The sequence below is a fragment of the Kitasatospora indigofera genome (assembly GCF_014655955.1).
Classification (GTDB): Bacteria; Actinomycetota; Actinomycetes; order Streptomycetales; family Streptomycetaceae; genus Kitasatospora; species Kitasatospora indigofera.
This window is the reverse complement of the sequence record NZ_BNBO01000072.1, coordinates 22,818-39,613: the sequence shown is the minus strand read 5'-3', so window position 1 is coordinate 39,613 and position 16,796 is coordinate 22,818. Positions and strand designations below refer to the sequence as shown.

Sequence of the window (16,796 nt, the reverse complement as noted above, 5' to 3'; positions counted from 1 at the left end):
ACACTTCCTTCGAGCCACTCTCGTGAACTCTCCGGGCGCTTCGTTCTTTCGTGTTCTCAGCTTATCAGATCCGCTCGGCCGGCTTGACCGGCGCTTGTTTCTCTGAATTCCCGCTGATGGGGCTTTCCTTCAACTTCGCTCCGAAGCCTATCAAAGGTTTCGGTGTGCTCAGTTCCGGGATTTACCGAATCGAGCAGGCATCCGTGAATGCATTCTGGCCCGAATTGGCGGTGTCGTGGACACTAGCGCCCGCGCCCGACCTTTGTCCAGTCCGACGCAACCGTTTGAGTCTACTAGCCCCCACGGACCACGTCAACGGTTCGTGCGGGATGCAGGAAGACTAGCAGGTCAGGGGCCTGATCAGCACATCCGGCTCAGGCCGCCACGGGCTGCAGGTCCGCCCGGTCGGCCGCGTCCACGTCGCCGTACTCGCCGTTGGCCGCGGCCTTGCGGCCCAGCACCAGCGCGTAGGCCAGGAAGAGCACCTCGGCGACGGCGCCGATGGTGATCCGTGCCCAGGTCGGCAGGCCGGAGGGAGTGACGAAGGCTTCGAGGAGGCCGCTCACGAAGAGCACCACCGTCAGCCCGATCACGGCGCCGATGATCGCCCGGCCCTCCTCGGCGAGGGCGGTCCGGCGGTCCCGGGGGCCCGGGTCGATGATCGTCCAGCCGAGCCGCAGGCCCAGGCCGGCGGCCACGAACACGGCTGTGAGCTCCAGCAGGCCGTGCGGCAGCAGCAGGCCGAGGAAGAGGTCCAGCCGGCCGGCCGAGGCCATCAGTCCGATCCCGAGGCCCAGATTGATCACGTTGCCGGCCAGCACCCAGAGCACCGGGACGCCGAAGAAGATGCCGTACATCAGGCACTGGGCGGCGATCCAGGCGTTGTTCGTCCAGACCTGGGCGGCGAAGGAGCTCGCCGGGCGGTCCGAGTAGTACGCCTCGTAGGCGCCGCCGGGCCGGGTCATCTCGTGGAGTTCGGCGGGCGCGGCGAGGCTGTCGCGGACCTCGGGGTGGTTGGCCACCCACCAGGCGACCAGGGCCGCGCCGAGCAGCGAGACCAGGGCGATCGGGATCCACCAGCGACGCGACCGGTAGAGCGTGGCGGGGAAGCTGACCGCGAAGTAGCGGCCGACGTCGCGCCAGCCGCTGCTCCGACTGCCGGTCACGGCGTCGCGGCCGCGGGCGACCAGGGTGGTCAGCCGCCCTTCGAGGGTGGGGTCGGGCGCCGCGGCCTGGACCTTGGCCAGGTGGCCGGTGGCCCGCTGGTAGAGGGTGACCAGTTCGTCGGCCTGCTCCCCGGTGAGGCGGCGGGACCGGCTGAGGGCGTCCAGTCGGGCCCACTCCCCCTGGTGGGTGGTGACGAAGACGTCCAGGTCCATGCGGCACGCTCCAGGTTCGGCGGGAGGAGGCGGAGAACGGGGATGACGGGCGGGCGCGAGTCCGGGCCGGGCGGGGAGGGCCGCGGAACGGCTCGCCCCCGGCGGTGCTCGGTGGTGCGGTGAAGAAGGCCGGGCGGGGCTAGCTTGCCAGAGGCCGGGCCGGCGTCCGCAGGGGGCGGCGAATCGCACTTCCCGGGCGGGCACGGCTCCCCGTATGTTGGCGGGCGTCAGACCAAGGGATCTCGGGGGCCGGTCTGCACGGGACGCTCGGGCGGCCCGCCTCCCCGTCGGCGACGCAGTGGAACGGACGGGTGTTGTGAGCGACCTGGTGACGGGTGAGGCGGTCGTCCTCGGCCTGCGGGCGGCGAAGCTTCCCAGCCGCGCGCTGGCGGTCGCGCTCGACCTGCTGGTGCAGTGCGGCGGCCTGCTGCTGGCGATCGTCGTCCTCGCCTTCGTCGCGCCGGACCTCGACACCGCCGCCGCGGTCGCCACGATGCTCGCCATGACGGTGTTCTTCCTGGTCGGGCTGCCGGTGATGGTCGAGACGCTGTCCGGCGGGCGCTCGCTCGGCAAGCTGGCGCTCGGTCTGCGGGTGGTCCGGCGGGACGGCGGGCCGGTGCGGTTCCGGCACGCGCTGGTGCGCGGCCTGATCGGCTTCTTCGAGATCGTCTCGTTCAGCGGGGTGCCCGCGGTGATCTGCTCGCTGGTCTCCCAGGACGGGCGCAGGCTCGGTGACGTCTTCGCGGGCACCCTGGTGGTGCGCGAGCGGGTGCCCGGAGCCGGCCGGGGCGGGGTGAGCCTGCCGCCGCTGCCCCCGCAGCTGATGCAAGCGCTGGGCGGCGAGCTGGTGGCGCTCGACCTGTCGGCCGTCCCCGAGGGCCTCTGGCTGGCGGTGCGGCAGTTCCTCGGCCGGCTGACGCAGCTGGATCCGCAGATCGCGCAGACCATGGCCGCTCAGCTGAGCGCCGACCTGGTCGCGAGCACCGGGCATCCGGCCCCCGTCGGGGTCCACCCGGCGGCCTACCTCGGCGCGGTGCTCGCCGAGCGCCAGCGCCGGGAGTGGGCCAGGGCGACCGCTCCGGGCGCCGCCGGGCCGGCCCCTTGGGGCGCGGACCCCGCCGCGCGGCCGTACCCGGGACAGCCCTTCCCCGCGCAGCCCTTCCCCGCGCAGCCGTACGCGGGGCAGCCGTACGCGCCGCAGCCGTACCCCGCGCCCCCGTACCCCGCACCGCCGTACGCCGCGCAGCCCCACCCCGGGCAGCCCGTGGCGTCTCCCTACGCGCAGTACGCACCGCCGCCGAGCGGTCAGCCCCCGTACCCGTACGGTCAGGCACCCGTCCCCGCCGAAGCGTGGGCACCCGAGCGGGCCCCGGCCGCACCCGTCGCCGCGTCCCCGGCCGCACCTGCGGCCGTGCCCCCGCAGGCGGCGGCGCCGGCCACGGAGTCCCGCCCGGCCACGGACACCGGATTCGCCCCGCCCGCCTGACAGCCCAGCCCGTCCCGGCCCGGCGGGCGACCCGCCCGGCGGGTCAGCCGTCAGCCGGTGAACTCGGCCGGCCACGGGTTGGGCGGCGAGGCCAGCTCCTCCAGTTCGATGCCCGGGGCGGCCAGCACCACGTCACCGGCCAGGTGGACCACCTGCTGCTCGCCCGTCTCCAGGTCGCTGACCTGGTACCGCTCGACCAGCAGCGGGCCGGAGTCGGTCCCGTGCGTCTCGGTCCCCTCCAGCAGCCAGCCCTGGTCGAAGGTGCGCGGAGCCAGCACCGGGTCGCTGAAGCCGACCAGCCGGACCCGGGTGCTCGCGCCCTCGCGCAGCCGCAGCATCCGCGCGGTGGCGATCAGGAAGGCGGGCGAGCGGCCGGCGAAGCCGTGCGCCCGGTCGTGCCCCTCCACCGCGTGCTGCCCGGCGGGGTCGGCGGCGTCGGTCCGGACCCAGGCCACGCCGTCCACCGCACCCCCGCGGACCTGCCAGCCGCCCGCGCGGACTTCGAGCCGCAGCGGACGGCAGCGCGAGTCGAGGGTGAGGTCGACGGTGCCGATGGTGCTGCCGTCGGGGCCGTAGGTCTTGGAGACGTAGCGCCAGCCGGCCGGGCCGGGGGCGCAGCTGAACCGTTCCTCGCCGAGCAGGACGTGGTCGTGGCCAGGGGTTGCGGAGGTGTGGAGCGAGTACCGGCCGTTGGGCATGGACCGAAGCCTACGTCGCGAGCCTCGTCCGGCCGCCCACCGCCCACCACCCACAGCCCGCCGCCCACAGCCCGCCGCCCGACGAAACGCGTCCGGCCGGCGCCCGCAGGGGCACCGGCCGGACGTGTCGGGGCGGATCGACGGCTGCGGCCGCGGCCGCGCGGCGGGCCGTCAGGGCCCGGGGACCGGGGGGGGGAGGCACCGGCCTGCCGTGATCAGCAGGGGTGGCGGTCCGCCCCGGTCGACAGCGGTGGATCAGTAGCGGTACTGGTCCGCCTTGTACGGGCCCTCGACCGGGACGCCGATGTAGTCGGCCTGCTCCTGCGTCAGGACGGTGAGCTTCACGCCCAGCGCGTCCAGGTGCAGGCGGGCCACCTTCTCGTCCAGGTGCTTCGGCAGCACGTACACGCCGACCGGGTACTGCGCGGTCTTGGTGAAGAGCTCGATCTGCGCGATGGTCTGGTTCGCGAAGGAGTTGGACATCACGAAGGACGGGTGGCCGGTCGCGTTGCCCAGGTTCATCAGGCGGCCCTCGGAGAGCACGATGATGGTGCGGCCGTCGGCCTTGCGCCACTCGTGGACCTGCGGCTTGACCTCGGTCTTCACCACGCCGGGGAGCTTGGCCAGGCCGGCCATGTCCAGCTCGTTGTCGAAGTGGCCGATGTTGCCCACGATCGCCTGGTGCTTCATCCGCTCCATGTGCGAGGCAAGGATGATGTCCTTGTTGCCCGTGGTGGTGATGAAGATGTCGGCGGTCGAGACGACCTCGTCCAGGGTGGTGACCTGGTAGCCGTCCATCGCGGCCTGGAGGGCGCAGATCGGGTCGATCTCGGTGATGATGACCCGGGCGCCCTGGCCGCGGAGCGACTCGGCGCAGCCCTTGCCCACGTCGCCGTAGCCGCAGACGACCGCGACCTTGCCGCCGATGAGCACGTCGGTGGCCCGGTTGATGCCGTCGATCAGCGAGTGACGGCAGCCGTACTTGTTGTCGAACTTCGACTTGGTGACGGCGTCGTTGACGTTGATGGCCGGGAACAGCAGCTTGCCGTCGCGGTGCATCTCGTACAGGCGGTGGACGCCGGTGGTGGTCTCCTCGGTGACGCCCTTGATGGTGGCGGCGACCTCGGTCCACTTGCTGGGCGACTCGGTGAGGGTGCGGTTGAGCAGCTCCAGGATGATCCGGAACTCGTCGTTGTCGGCGGTCGACGGGTCCGGCGCGGAGCCGGCCTTCTCGAACTCGACGCCCTTGTGGATCAGGAGGGTGGCGTCACCGCCGTCGTCCAGGATCATGTTGGGGGTCTGGCCGTCGGGCCAGGTCAGCGCCTGCTCGGTGCACCACCAGTAGTCCTCCAGGGTCTCGCCCTTCCAGGCGAAGACCGGGACGCCGGCCGGGTTCTCGACGGTGCCCTCGGGGCCGACCGCGATGGCCGCGGCGGCGTGGTCCTGGGTGGAGAAGATGTTGCAGGAGCACCAGCGGACCTCGGCACCGAGCGCGGTGAGGGTCTCGATCAGGACGGCGGTCTGCACAGTCATGTGCAGCGAACCGGTGATCCGGGCGCCGGCCAGCGGCTGCGCGGCGGCGTACTCCGCGCGGATGGACATCAGGCCGGGCATCTCGTGCTCGGCCAGCTGGATCTCCTTGCGGCCGAACGGCGCCAGGGAGAGGTCGGCGACCTTGAAGTCACCGGTGGTGTTCGACGACATGCGTCTGCTCCTCGCTGCGTGAATGGGGGAATGCGGGCCAAGGTCCGGTGTGCGTCGCGGCACGGCGGGGCCACGGGTGCGCGGCATCGCCACAGGCACCGGCCGTGGCCGGGCCCGCTGCGCGGCACAATCCGTCGGAGGACCTCTCTCCCTCGACCGGGAACGACGGCTGGACCGCCGTGACCGATCGACCGCCATCAGCAGCGACGTTTGGCACTGTGACGAATCTACACCGACGGCCCCCGCGACCGGGCTCCGTACGGCCGGATCCGGCCTGCGGAACCCGGCCGCGGGGGCCGGTGCGGGTGCTCGCCGCGGCCGCCCGCGGCGGGCGGCGGGGCGGGCGGGTCAGTGGGTGGTGTCCGGCCCCGGGCCGCCGGGCGTGGCCAGCGGGTCGTCGCCGGCGGCGGCCTTGGCGGCGTCGTAGACGTCCGGCTCCAGGTAGATCGCCCGGGCGATCGGGACGGCGCGCCGGACCCGGGCCTCGGCGGCGTCGATGGCTTCGGCCACCTGGGCGGCGCTGTCCTCCGCGTTGACCCCGATCTTGGCGGCGACCAGCAGCTCCTCGGGCCCGAGGTGCAGGGTCCGCATGTGGATCACCCGGGTGACGGAGTCGTGGTCGACCAGCGCCTCGCGGATCCGCAGGACGCTCTCCCGGTCGGCCGACTCGCCGAGCAGCAGCGACTTGGTCTCCATCGCCAGCACCACCGCGATGACCACCAGCAGGATGCCGATGCAGAGGGTGCCGATGCCGTCCCAGACGCCGTTGCCGGTGATCACCGTGAGGGACACGCCGAACAGCGCGAGCACCAGGCCGATCAGCGCGCCGGTGTCCTCCAGCAGGACGACGGGCAGCTCGGGGGCCTTCGCCCGGCGGATGAACTCGACCCAGCCGAGCTTCCCCTTTGCCTTGTCGGACTCCCGGATGGCCGTCCAGAACGACCAGCCCTCCATCAGGATGGCGAAGACCAGGACGCCGACCGCCCAGTACCAGCCGTGCAGCTCGTGCGGGTCGTGGATCTTCTCGTAGCCCTCGTAGACGGCGAACAGGCCACCGACGCTGAACAGCACGATGGCGACCAGGAAGGCGTAGATGTAGCGCTCGCGGCCGTAGCCGAAGGGGTGCTCCTCGTCCGCCTCCCGGCGGGCCCGCTTGCCGCCGATCAGCAGCAGCACCTGGTTGCCGGAGTCGGCCACCGAGTGGACGCCCTCCGCGAGCATCGAGGAGGAGCCGGTGAACCCGAAGGCCGTGAACTTCGCCGCCGCGATCGCCAGGTTCGCGGACAGCGCCGCCACCAGTGCCTTGGTCCCGCCTTCGGTACTCATGCTCGGGTTCGTTCCCTCCGACGGGGCCGGTGCTACGGCCTGCGCTGCTCTGCTGTCGAGCGCATACGGTATCCCGCCCGGGTACGGCGGCCGGGCTTTGGTTCGCCCCTCGGGCCGCACCGGGCTGACGCCGGGCCGGCAGCGGGCGGACGCCGGGGGCCGCCGGGAGCGGCGGACCGCGGGCCGGGCGGGCCCGGCCCGGCGTCAGCCGGCGGTGGCGGCCAGGCCCAGGTAGACGGCGGCGAAGTCGGTCAGGGCGACCAGGTCGGCCAGGGCGTGCAGCGGGTCGGTGCGGCCGCTGGCGTACTCGGTCAGCCTGACCTCGTGGGCGGCGGCCAGCCGGTGGGCGCGCGAGACGGCGACGCCGCGCGGGGCCTCGTCGTCGGCCGGCTGCTCGTACGGGCCCTCGGCGTCGGCGCCCTCGCCCGGCTCCGCGGGCGCACCGGACCGGCCGGGGGTGTGCCGCAGCAGCAGGACCTGGAGCAGCAGCGGGTCCGGCTCGTCGATCCGGTCGCGGAAGAAGTCGTCCGGGTCGGCGCCGCCGCCGAGCTGGCCGGCGAACATGCCGCGGTGGGCGAGCAGCGCCTGCGGCAGCAGTCCGGCCAGCGCCGGGCGCCCGGCGCGGTCGGCGAGCAGCGCGGCGAACCGGGCGGCCGCGGCGCCGGCCAGCGGCCCCTCCGCCCAGAGCAGCGGCACGGTGCCGGAGAGCCGGGCGGCCAGGCTCTTGGCCGGGTTGGTGTACGCGGCGGCGTCGGGGCGGTAGCGCACCGCGCTCTCGTCCAGGCGGTCTGCGGTGGCCGGCAGCGAGCCGGGCGGCAGCTGGGTGATGCCGGTCTTCTCGGTGAGGGCGAGCAGCGGCGCGAGGAAGGCCCAGAGGGCGCCCGGGTCCTCGGCGGGCAGGTCCGGCTCGGCGGGCAGGTACTCGCCGGCGGCCGGGTCGTCCTGCTCGGGCAGGGACGGCCGGACGTAGGGCAGCGGCAGTGCGCGGACCTGAAGGGCGGCGTCGGCCAGGCCGCTGCCCTCGGGGGCGATCACCACGATCGAGCAACCGCGGGCGTACGCCTGCTCGGCGAGGGTGATCAGGCCGCGCTCGCCGCCGTCGGCGGAGGCGATCACCAGGAGGTCCATCGGCCCGGCCCAGCCGGGGAGTTGCCAGGTCATCCCGGCCGCGAAGGCGGGCACCCGCAGGCGGCGGTCCTCGCGGGCGACCGTCCCGGCGTCGGCCGGGGGCAGGCCGGTGACCAGGCAGGCGGTGCCGGCCAGGGCCGCCAGGATCTCGCCGGCCAGCAGGGCGCTGCCGTGGCCGGCGATCAGGACGCCGCGCGGCCGGCCGTCGGGGCGCAGCGCGGCGACCCCGGCCGCGTCCGCGAGCCGCAGGGCGGTGCGCACCCGGGCGCCGGCCCCGGCCAGGGCGAGCAGCGCGTGGTCGTGGTCGGCGCGCTGGAGGGCGGCCGGGTCGTCGAGCAGGGTGTCGTCGAGCATGCGCTGGCCTCCGGCCGAAGACATGGTGCTACCGACGGGGGTGGGGCGGCCCGGTGCCGTCCGGGCGCCGGGCACCCGGATCTCCGGACGAGGGCCTGCGGGCACGGCCTCAGGCCGGGCGGCGGGCCTCGTCGACCAGCAGGACCGGGATGCCGTCCCGGACGGGGTAGGCCAGCCCGCAGCTGTCGCCGGTGCAGCGCAGCTCGGGCTGCTCCTCGGTGCCGCCCTCGGCGAGCGGGGCCCGGCACTCGGGGCAGACCAGGATCTCCAGCAGGAAGGGTTCCAGCTTCATTGGGCGTCAGGCTCCAGATCTCGCGGGGAGGGGCGGCAGAGCGGTGCCCCGGCCGGTAGCAACCCTACCGGCCGGGGCACCTGGGAGGTCAGAGCCGGGGCCAGGCCGTGACGGAGTCGGCCGTCGCGGTGTCAGGCCGCCGGAGGACCGGGGGCGTCCGCTGCCGGACGCCCCGCGGGTGCTCGGTCAGGCCCGGACGATCGCCAGCACGGCGTCGCGGACCTCGGCCATCTTCGCCGCGTCCTTGGCCTCGGCGTTCAGGCGCAGCAGCGGCTCGGTGTTGGAGGCGCGCAGGTTGAACCACCAGTCCTGGCCGGCCACGGTGAGGCCGTCGAGCTCGTCGACGGTGGTGCCCGGCAGCTCGCCGTAGGCGGCGCGGACGGCGGCGACCCGGTCGGCCTGGTCGGCGACGGTGCTGTTGATCTCGCCGGAGGCGGCGTAGCGGTCGTACTCGGCGGTCAGCGCGGAGAGCGTGCCGTCCTGCCCGCCGAGCGCGGCCAGCACGTGCAGGGCGGCCAGCATGCCGGTGTCGGCGCGCCAGAAGTCGCGGAAGTAGTAGTGCGCGGAGTGCTCGCCGCCGAAGACGGCGTCGGTGACGGCCATCTCCTGCTTGATGAAGGAGTGGCCGACCCGGGTGCGGACGGGCTCGGCGCCGAGCTCGCGGACCACCTCGGGGACGGTCCAGGAGGTGATCAGGTTGTGGATGATCGTCGGCTTCTCCTCGCCGGCGGCCCGGGCGCGGGCGATCTCGCGGGCCGCGACCAGGGCGGTGATCGCGGACGGCGAGACGGGCTCGCCGCGCTCGTCGATCACGAAGCAGCGGTCGGCGTCGCCGTCGAAGGCCAGGCCGATGTCGGCGCCGGTCTCGCGGACCTTGGCCTGGAGGTCGACCAGGTTCTTCGGGTCGAGCGGGTTGGCCTCGTGGTTGGGGAAGGTGCCGTCGAGCTCGAAGTACATCGGCACGAGGTCCAGCGGCAGGCCGTCGAAGACGGTGGGGACGGTGTGGCCGCCCATGCCGTTGCCGGCGTCCACCACGACCTTGAGCGGGCGGATGGCGGTGAGGTCGACCAGGCCGAGCAGGTGGTCGGCGTAGCCGCGCAGGCTGTCCTGGGCGGACAGGGCACCCGGCTTCACGTCGGCGGCGGGGACGGTGACGGTGTCGTCCTCGGCCGTCCAGGACTCGACCAGCTCGCGGATCTCGGTCAGCCCGGTGTCCTGGCCGACCGGGGCGGCGCCCGCGCGGCACAGCTTGATGCCGTTGTACTCGGCCGGGTTGTGGCTGGCGGTGAACATCGCGCCGGGCAGGTCGAGCTTGCCGCTGGCGTAGTAGAGCTGGTCGGTGGAGCAGAGGCCGATCTCGACCACGTCGGCGCCGTACGCGGCCGCGCCCTCGGCGAAGGCCCGGCTCAGCGACGGGGAGGAGGGGCGCATGTCGTGGCCGACGACGATCGCGGCCGCCTCGGTGACCCGGACGAATGCGGCACCGAAGGCGCGTGCCAGGCTCTCGTCCCACTGGTCCGGCACGACGCCACGGACGTCGTACGCCTTCACGAGCTGCTTGAGGTCACGCACTACGGCTCCACCCTGAGTTTTCCGGTCTGCGGGCCGGTCGGCCCCTGGTCACGATACGTCCGGGCGCCGCGGTCAGCGGGTACTCGGTCAGGGCAGCGTACCGGGACACGGTGGCCGGGAGGTTTCCGGCCTGAGCGGGCGGGGTAGGGCCGGAGGTCAGTTCTCGGGCGAGCGGAGCACCCGCAGGTGGCCGCGGCGGCCGGCCTCGGTGGGATCGCCCTCGGGGCCGCGGCCCTGACGGGGTGTGCGCTCCTGCGGGCGGGCGGCCTCGCGGACGGCGTTGGCGAGGGCTTCCAGGTCGTCGCTGCTGCGGCGGAGCGGGCCGGCCTCGGCGGCGAGGCGGACGACGTCCCAGCCGCGGGGGGCGGTGAGGCGCTCGGCGTGCTCGGCGCAGAGGTCGTAGCAGTGCGGCTCGGCGTAGGTGGCGAGCGGGCCGAGGACGGCCGTGGAGTCCGCGTAGACGTACGTCAGCGTGGCGACGGCCGGTCGGCCGCACGCGGTCCGCGAACAACGACGTACAGAGCTCACGAGGGTGGACGGTACCGCACTCGCCGCCGGGGAGCGAAGACCCGCCCCCGGCGAGTGGCACGTGTCGTGGCGGCCGCGGCGGTGAGTTGCCGTCGAGGTGGTCCACTTCGGAGCGTGCAAGGACTACGCTCGACAGTGATATGGAGAGCTCCGCACCTCAGTCATCACCGGGCCCCGCGCGCCGGCCCCGGCACCGCGACCGGCACGGCCGGGGTCTGCGCGGCCCGCTGGCGCCGCCTCAGGTACCGATCTCGCTGACCCGATCCGAACTCTTCGACGACTACGTGCGCGAGTCGGTGGAGCGGCTGGAGCGGCGCTGGCCGCAGCTGATCGACGTGGAGTTCGCCGTCCAGGAGGTGCCGCAGCCCGGGCAGGGCGAGGCGGACCCGGAGGGCGGGGTGCCGCTGGGGCGGCTGCAGCCGGCCAAGCAGGGGCGCAAGAGCCGGATCGTGGTCTACCGGCGGCCGGTGGAGATCCGGGCGAAGTCGCGCGAGGACCGGGCGGCGCTGGTGCACGAGATCCTGATCGAGCAGGTCGCGGACCTGCTGGGGATGTCGCCGGACGCCATCGACCCCCGCTACGACGAGGAGTGACGCGCCGCTGAGGGCGCGCGCCGGCGCCCGGCCGGCAGGAGCCCGGTGGGGCGGCCCGGACGGGCGGCCCCACCGGAGGGTGTCTGCCGGGGGCGTCAGCGGACCAGCAGGCCCGGGTCCTGGGCGGCGTGCGGCACGCTCACGGTGCTGCGGTCGTCCGCGAAGGACTGGATGGTGAACATCGGCACGTCCTTGAGCGGCAGCGCGAGCATCCGGGCCGCGACCACCGGACCGCCGGAGACCGTCTCCAGGGTGACCGCGAAGGTGCCGCTCAGCCCGGCCGGCTCGGGGGCCGGCAGCCCGACCGTGCCGCCCGCCGGGATCTGCACGTCCTGGGTGGCGGGGGTGCCGCCGCCGCTGCCCGCCGAGGAGGTGACCCGGACGGTCGCGGCCTCGCCGGTCGAGGTCAGGTAGAGCGTGCCGGCCTTGGAGCGGTTGTCGGCGACGGTGGCCCGCTTGCCGACCGGCACCGCGCCGGCCAGCCAGGCGGCGTCCGACTTCCCCTTGTCCGCACGGTCGACCCGCAGGCCGGCCACCACCGGGGTGGGGTGCTTCTCGTCGCTGGGCGAGACCCGCAGCGAGGCGACCTCGTCCCGGGTGACCTTGCCGAGGTCGACGGCGGCCACCATGCCGGCCTTGACGTGGATCGACTCGTTGCCGGCCGGGGTGAACCAGCCGTTCTTGCCCGAGAGCTCGATCTTCAGGTCGGCGTCGTCGTCACCGGGGGCGGCCACCACCAGGCGGGCCGAGGCGGTGTCGGCGGGCAGGCCGGGCAGCACCTGGACGGGCGCGGGGGCCGCCGAGACCGGCACCCAGTCCGCGCCCTTGCTGCCGTCGGCGGCGTGCAGCGCGGCACCGACCCGGCCGCTGCGGGCGACCACCTGCACCGCGAGGTCGGCGACCGGTCCCTTGCTCAGGGTGGAGAGCAGCACCGACTGCGAGGCGCCCGGCGCGATGGTCAGGCCGGTCGCCGCCTCGTTGTCGATCTTGCCCTTGTCGCCGTACAGCTTGAGGTCGACCACCGCGGCGACCGACCCCGGGTTGGTCAGGCTGACGTAGTCGGTCCGGCCGTCGAGGGTGCTGGCGCCGGCGAACCAGAAGCCGGTGCCGGCCAGGCCGCAGGTGACGCCGGACAGGCCGAGCCCGCGCTGGTCGGTGACGGTGGTGGTCTGGCCGACGGTGAACCCGGGGGCGAACCCGCCGGTCGCGGTGGCGGAACTGCCGGGCGCGGTGTCGCCGTTGGCGGCCGGGGCCGCCACCGGGACGCCGGGCTTGGCGAGCGCCAGCCGGGCGTCGGCCGGAGGCGCGTCGGTGGCCGGTGCGGCCGGCGCGGGCGCGGCCGGGGCAGCGGCCGGGGTCGCCGCGGCGGACGCGGACGGTGCCGCCGTGGGCGCGGCCGGCGGCGGGACGAGGTCGGCCGCGAAGCCGTTGCCGCCGCCGGCGGTGGCCCCCGGCGGGGTGAAGCCGGTCAGCGTGGTGGTGCCGGTCAGGCCCTGCAGGGGCTGCGGGCAGACCAGCGCGGTGCGCTCGACCTGCGCGCTGCTCGCGGACGCGGCCGCGCCCTTGGCGACGGCGGGCGGGCGCAGTTCGGCGATGCCGAACACCGCGGCCAGCACCACGGCCGCGGCCAGCAGCGACTGGGTGGTCCGGGTGACGCCGGCGCCGCCGTCGGCCGGGGCCGGCACCGCGCCGGACGGCTCGTCCGGGGCGCCCGCCGGGGCCGACGGGGCCTTGGCCTTGGCCGGGGAGAGCCTGGCCGAGGGGGACTTGAAGGTGGGCTTCTTCATCGCGGGTCAGCTCCCCGATCCGTTGTGGTGCGGGTAGGGGCGGCCCTGCTGGTCCCGGTCGCCCGGGTCGTTGGGGTCGTAGTAGGGATCGCCCTGCGGCTGGCCGGGAACCCACGGCTGCTGCTCGCCCGGCTGCTGCTGGTAGGGGTCGTAGCCGTACTGCTGCTGGTACTGGTCGTAGCCGCCCTGCTGGTAGGGCTGCTGCTGGTAGCCGTCCTGCCCGCCGTAGGGCGCGGCGGCCGGCTGCTGCTGGTCCGCGTACGGGTACCCGCCGCCCGGCCGGCCGGGCCCGCCGGACTGGGACGGGTCCCAGCTGTACGGGTCCGCCTGCTGGTACGCCTGCTCCTGGTACGGGTCGGCGTACGCGTCGGTGTACGGCTGGCCGCCCTGCTGCACGGCGGCCTCGGCGGCGCGCAGCGGCTCGGGCGCGCCGGCGGGCTGCGCCGGGATGCCGGCCCCGCCCTCGTACACGCCGGCGTCGTCCCCGGCGGCGCCGTCGCCCTCGCCGCGCTCGGCCATCCGGCGGGCCCGGCGGCTGCCGGGGGCGGGCGCCTGCGCCTGGGCGGCGGCGGCCAGCGCGGCGGCGGCCACCACCTCCTCGGGGAGGTCGTCGTCGTTGTGGTTGCGCCGCCCGGGCAGGGCGAGCACCAGGACGGTCAGGCCGATCAGCAGCTGCGCCCAGATCCAGCCGGTGTGCGCCAGGCTGCCCTCGCGGGTGACGGCGAGCTTGCCGCCGCCGGCCGGGAGCTTGAAGCCCTGGGCCCAGCCGTCCACGGTGACCGGCTCCAGCGAGGTGCCGTCCAGGGTGGCCGTCCAGCCGGGGTCGGCGTGCTCGGCGAGCCGCAGCACCCGGCCCTCGGGGCCGGCCGGCACGGTGGTGGCGATGTCGCGCTCACCGGAGGGGACGGCGGTCGGGGCGGTGCCGGGGGCGGTGATCACGGCGCGGGTCGCGGGGACGCCGCCGACCTGCCAGAGCGCGGTGCCGGCGTCCTGGCTGACCTTGGTCAGACCGGGGGTCGCGTCCAGCACCTCCCTGGCCTTGGCGATCATCGGGTCCTCGACCAGGACGTAGGCGATGCCGTAGCCGGCCAGCGCGCTCGCCTGGTCGGCGCCGGAGCCGGCCAGCAGGTTGCCGACCACGGTGTTCAGGCCGTTGCCGTCGGGCGAGCCCGCCGCGACGGTGCCCTCGGCCTGGCCGAGGCTCAGGCCGGCCCCGCGGACGAGCGCGAACCGCACGGCCGCCGCGTCGGCGTCACCGGTCAGCACCAGGGTGCGGGAGCGGTCGGTGGTACCGGCCTCCTCCGCGATGAAGGCGGGCACCTGGACGGCCGAGGCGGCCCGCCGCAGCGGCCCGTCCGCGCCGGTGACGGCCCACCAGAGGCCGGTGCCGAGCGGGGCCAGCGCGGCGGCGGCGACCACCAGCGCGGCGACCGGCTGGCGCCAGCCGAAGGCGATGCCGGCGACCCGGGCGTTGGCGCCGTCCGCGCCGATCGCCGCGGCGGCCAGCAGGGCGAGCCCGGTGAGCAGGGTGGCCGGGCCGGCCCAGGCGGGCACCGCCGCGCCGCCGGAGGCGGGGGTGACGGCGCTGCCGGCCACCGCGACGGCGAAGACCATGCCGGCGGCGGCGGCGCCCCAGGCGGCGAGCACCGCCCGGCGGCGGTCGGCGCGCAGCAGCGCGGCGAGCGCCGCGATCACCACACCGGCCGACAGCCACACCGGCGGGACGCCGGAGCCGCCGGGGTTGGCCAGGACGAGGCCGAGCGGCGTCGCGGAGTGGCCGCTCGGGCCGGGCAGGCCGGCCTCCAGCAGCAGCCGCGAGGGGTGCGCGAGGACGTGCAGCGACCAGGGGGCGAGCACCAGCACCGGCATGCCGAGGATGACCACCACCCGCAGGCCGAGCAGGCGCAGCGCGTCCAGGCCGGAGCCGAAGGCGCCGCCGCGGGCCACCGCGGTGGCGAGCGCGGCGAGGCCGAGCGGTACGGCCAGGGCCCAGGCCAGCGGGACGAAGGCGGTGGCGAGGGTGAGCAGCAGGACGGTCATCCAGGCGCTGCGCCAGCCGGGGCGGGCGCCCTTGGCGGCGGTCTCCGCGCGGATGCCGAGACCGACGGTGATGGCGGCGGCGCGGGCCAGCGGCGGGAGCAGCACGGCGAGCACGGCGGTGCCGATCCGGCCCTGGGCGAGCGCGCCGGTGGCGGCGGGCAGCAGCGCGTAGGTGGCGCTGGCCCAGGCGCGGACGAGCTTGGAGTCCAGCAGCGGCCGGGAGACCAGGTAGGCGCTGACGGCGGCGAGCGGGACGGCCAGCACGACCAGCAGGGTCAGTGCGAGGTCGGCGTGGTCGAACAGCAGCCAGGAGAGCACCGACAGGACGCCGAGGTAGGGCGGGGCGGTCGCGGTGGAGCCGGTGCCGACGGGGTGCCAGGAGCCGGCGTACATGTCCCAGAGGCCGGAGGCGCCGTCGGCGGCGGGCAGCAGGGCCCCGCCGAGCAGGTGGCCGCCGCCGAACAGCGGGCGGCAGGCGGCGAGGGCGAAGAGCAGCAGCCCGGCGAAGAGCACCGGCGCGGGGCGCCGGGCGAGCTTCTTGATCAGGGCGAACTGCTCGACGACCAGGTCCTCGGAGTCCTCGTCGCCGGGGCCTGCCTCGACCGAGCCGTGCCGGCCGGCGCCGGAGTCGTCGGCGCCGCCGATGCCGAGCGAGCTGATCGCGCCCTCGACGGCGAGCCGGGCGGTGGCGCCGGGGGCGGGGAAGAGCGTGCGGTCGTCGCCGGGTTCGGCGGCCCTGGTCCTGGCCCGGCGCTTGCGGGCGAGCAGGAGCCGGGGCAGCCGGATCAGTTCGTGGCCGAGGCCCGCGATCTCGTCGAAGGCCTGCTTGGGGTCCTTGCCGACCAGGTTGGCGAAGACCCGCAGCAGGGTGCCGAGGACGAGCCGCAGCAGGACGTACGGCAGCAGCAGGCCCTTGGAGTTGGCCAGCAGGGTGTAGACGGCGCCGGCCTTGTCGACCCGGTGCGGGTGGGCGGAGGCGCAGTCGATGGCCCGGCGTTCGCGGCTGGCGGCCTCGGCGTGCCGCAGGACGGCGTCGGGGGCGATCACCACCCGGTGGCCGGCGGCGTTGACGCGCCAGCAGAAGTCGGTGTCGTCGCGCATCAGCGGGAGCGCCTTGTCGAAGCCCCCGAGGTCCTCGAAGACGTCGCGCCGCACCAGCATCCCGGCGGTCGAGACGGCGAGGACGGGCCGGACCTGGTCGTGCTGGCCCTGGTCCTGCTCGCGGCGGTCGAGGCCGGTCCAGCGGCGGCCGGAGCGGGCGATGCTGACGCCGACCTCCAGCAGCTGGCGGCGGTCGTACCAGCTGCGCAGCTTGGGGCCGACGACGGCGGCGGTCGGGGTGGAGTCGGCGACCTGGAGGAGCCGGCGCAGGGCGTCGGTCTGCGGTTCGCAGTCGTCGTGCAGGAGCCAGAGCCACTCGACCGGCTGGGTCTCCCGGGGGCCGCCGCGGCCGAGTTCGTCCTCGGCCCCGAGCGGGTCGCCGAAGTCGTCCCAGCCGCCGGTGACGGGGTCGTAGCCGGAGGGGTCCAGGCTGTAGGGGAGGTCCTCGGGGCGCAGCGGGGGGCTGTTGAACACCGCGTCGGCGACGGCGGTGCCGAAGCCGGCCCGGCGGCCGAGGATCAGCGGGCCGCTCTCCGGGAGCCAGTCGCCGAGGGTGTCGGCGAGCAGCTGGGGGGAGGCGTCGGTGGAGCCGGTGTCGACGGCGAGGATGCGCTGCACCTGACGGTCCTGGCCGAGCAGGCCGGCCAGGGCCTGCGGCAGCCAGCGGGCGCCGTCGTGGGAGACGATCACGGCGGTGACCAGGTGGCGCGGGTACGCGGGCGGCCTGGCAGCTGAGAAGCCGCTCTGGTGGCTGTAGACAGTCATCGAGTGCGCTGGCCCCAGTTTTTCAGTGGATGCAGCCGGTGGA

12 protein-coding genes are annotated in these 16,796 nt (G+C 75.2%); 2 read left to right on the top strand and 10 right to left on the bottom strand.

Translation table 11 applies throughout. The features are described from left to right. Window positions 1-374: 374 nt before the first annotated feature. Window positions 375-1,379 carry a stage II sporulation protein M gene (locus IE329_RS35900; protein ID WP_190215245.1) on the bottom strand — a complete coding sequence of 335 codons (1,005 nt, stop codon included), beginning with the start codon at window positions 1,377-1,379 and terminating at the stop codon, window positions 375-377. A gap of 316 nt (window positions 1,380-1,695) precedes the next feature. Here IE329_RS35900 and IE329_RS35895 point away from each other — a divergent pair, with 316 nt between their 5' ends. Continuing rightward, the gene (locus tag IE329_RS35895; RefSeq protein WP_190215244.1) at window positions 1,696-2,865 is read left to right on the top strand and encodes an RDD family protein; all 1,170 of its coding nucleotides are present in this window, start codon (window positions 1,696-1,698) and stop codon (window positions 2,863-2,865) included. 50 nt (window positions 2,866-2,915) lie between these two features. On the opposite strand, the gene IE329_RS35890 is transcribed toward IE329_RS35895, so the two are convergent. The 7 genes from IE329_RS35890 to IE329_RS35860 all read right to left on the bottom strand — a co-directional run bounded on the left by IE329_RS35890 (window position 2,916) and on the right by IE329_RS35860 (window position 10,467). Beyond that, complete coding sequence (locus IE329_RS35890) at window positions 2,916-3,563, bottom strand: hypothetical protein (protein WP_190215243.1); 648 nt, start codon at window positions 3,561-3,563, stop codon at window positions 2,916-2,918. A 255-nt stretch (window positions 3,564-3,818) separates the two neighbouring features. Beyond that, window positions 3,819-5,267: an adenosylhomocysteinase gene (gene ahcY, locus IE329_RS35885; protein ID WP_190215242.1), complete on the bottom strand. Its 1,449-nt coding sequence runs from the start codon at window positions 5,265-5,267 to the stop codon at window positions 3,819-3,821. A gap of 348 nt (window positions 5,268-5,615) precedes the next feature. Then, window positions 5,616-6,593, bottom strand: coding sequence for a cation diffusion facilitator family transporter (locus IE329_RS35880; protein WP_190215241.1), 978 nt, complete (start codon window positions 6,591-6,593; stop codon window positions 5,616-5,618). A gap of 204 nt (window positions 6,594-6,797) precedes the next feature. Then, window positions 6,798-8,075: an SIS domain-containing protein gene (locus IE329_RS35875; protein ID WP_190215240.1), complete on the bottom strand. Its 1,278-nt coding sequence runs from the start codon at window positions 8,073-8,075 to the stop codon at window positions 6,798-6,800. A gap of 109 nt (window positions 8,076-8,184) precedes the next feature. Next, a complete protein-coding gene (locus IE329_RS35870) occupies window positions 8,185-8,367 on the bottom strand; it encodes a Trm112 family protein (RefSeq protein ID WP_190215239.1) in 183 nt (60 codons plus the stop codon). A 186-nt stretch (window positions 8,368-8,553) separates the two neighbouring features. Next, window positions 8,554-9,939: a phosphomannomutase/phosphoglucomutase gene (locus IE329_RS35865; RefSeq protein WP_190215238.1), complete on the bottom strand. Its 1,386-nt coding sequence runs from the start codon at window positions 9,937-9,939 to the stop codon at window positions 8,554-8,556. 156 nt (window positions 9,940-10,095) lie between these two features. After that, the gene (locus tag IE329_RS35860; protein ID WP_073926809.1) at window positions 10,096-10,467 is read right to left on the bottom strand and encodes a DUF3499 domain-containing protein; all 372 of its coding nucleotides are present in this window, start codon (window positions 10,465-10,467) and stop codon (window positions 10,096-10,098) included. A 140-nt stretch (window positions 10,468-10,607) separates the two neighbouring features. Here IE329_RS35860 and IE329_RS35855 point away from each other — a divergent pair, with 140 nt between their 5' ends. Further along, entirely contained in the window at window positions 10,608-11,060 is a 453-nt protein-coding gene (locus IE329_RS35855) for a metallopeptidase family protein (protein ID WP_190215236.1), read from the top strand. Between the two features lie 95 nt (window positions 11,061-11,155). On the opposite strand, the gene IE329_RS35850 is transcribed toward IE329_RS35855, so the two are convergent. After that, entirely contained in the window at window positions 11,156-12,847 is a 1,692-nt protein-coding gene (locus IE329_RS35850; RefSeq protein ID WP_190215235.1) for a DUF5719 family protein, read from the bottom strand. Between the two features lie 6 nt (window positions 12,848-12,853). Then, a complete protein-coding gene (locus IE329_RS41740; RefSeq protein WP_190215234.1) occupies window positions 12,854-16,753 on the bottom strand; it encodes a glycosyltransferase family 2 protein in 3,900 nt (1,299 codons plus the stop codon). Window positions 16,754-16,796: the final 43 nt, after the last annotated feature.